Origin of the sequence: Vibrio sp. A1-b2 (genome assembly GCF_021726015.1) — a bacterium.
Classification (GTDB): domain Bacteria; phylum Pseudomonadota; class Gammaproteobacteria; order Enterobacterales; family Vibrionaceae; genus Vibrio; species Vibrio diazotrophicus.
Map to the genome: position 1 here is coordinate 1 of NZ_JAKKCI010000027.1, position 1,076 is coordinate 1,076.

General features: G+C 46.6%; 1 protein-coding gene. It reads left to right on the forward strand.

The annotated features are described in order from the left end of the window. Positions 1–1,076, forward strand: a 1,076-nt coding sequence (tuf, locus tag L3V23_RS21255) for an elongation factor Tu (protein WP_237292990.1), incomplete at both ends; no start/stop codon positions are given.

The following is a 1,076-nucleotide window of genomic DNA, read 5'->3' on the forward strand; positions in this document are numbered from 1 at the left end:
TGTCTAAAGAAAAATTTGAACGTACGAAACCGCACGTAAACGTTGGTACTATCGGCCACGTTGACCACGGTAAAACAACTCTAACAGCAGCTATCTGTACTACTCTATCAAAAGTATACGGTGGTTCAGCTCGTGACTTCGCATCTATCGATAACGCTCCAGAAGAGCGTGAGCGCGGTATCACAATCTCTACTTCACACGTAGAATACGATACTCCAAGCCGTCACTACGCACACGTAGACTGCCCAGGACACGCTGACTATGTTAAAAACATGATCACTGGTGCTGCGCAAATGGACGGTGGTATCTTAGTTGTTGCTGCAACAGATGGTCCAATGCCACAAACTCGTGAGCACATCCTACTAGGCCGTCAGGTTGGTATCCCTTACATCATCGTATTCATGAACAAATGTGACATGGTAGATGACGAAGAGCTACTAGAACTAGTAGAAATGGAAGTTCGTGAACTTCTATCTGAGTACGATTTCCCAGGTGATGACCTACCAGTTATCCAAGGTTCAGCACTAGGCGCGCTAAACGGCGAAGCACAGTGGGAAGAGAAAATCATCGAGCTTGCTAAAGCACTAGATGAGTACATTCCAGAGCCAGAGCGTGCAGTAGACATGCCGTTCCTAATGCCAATCGAAGACGTATTCTCAATCCAAGGTCGTGGTACAGTAGTAACTGGCCGTATCGAGCGCGGTATTCTACGTGTAGGTGATGAAGTAGCGATCGTTGGTATCCACGACACTACAACTACTACATGTACTGGTGTTGAGATGTTCCGTAAGCTTCTAGACGAAGGTCGTGCGGGTGAGAACGTTGGTGCACTTCTACGTGGTACTAAACGTGACGAAGTTGAACGTGGTCAAGTACTAGCGAAACCAGGTTCAATCACTCCACACACTACTTTTGAATCAGAAGTATACGTACTGTCTAAAGATGAAGGTGGCCGTCATACTCCATTCTTCAAAGGCTACCGTCCACAGTTCTACTTCCGTACAACTGACGTAACTGGTGATATCTCTCTACCAGAAGGCGTAGAAATGGTAATGCCTGGCGACAACATCCAAATG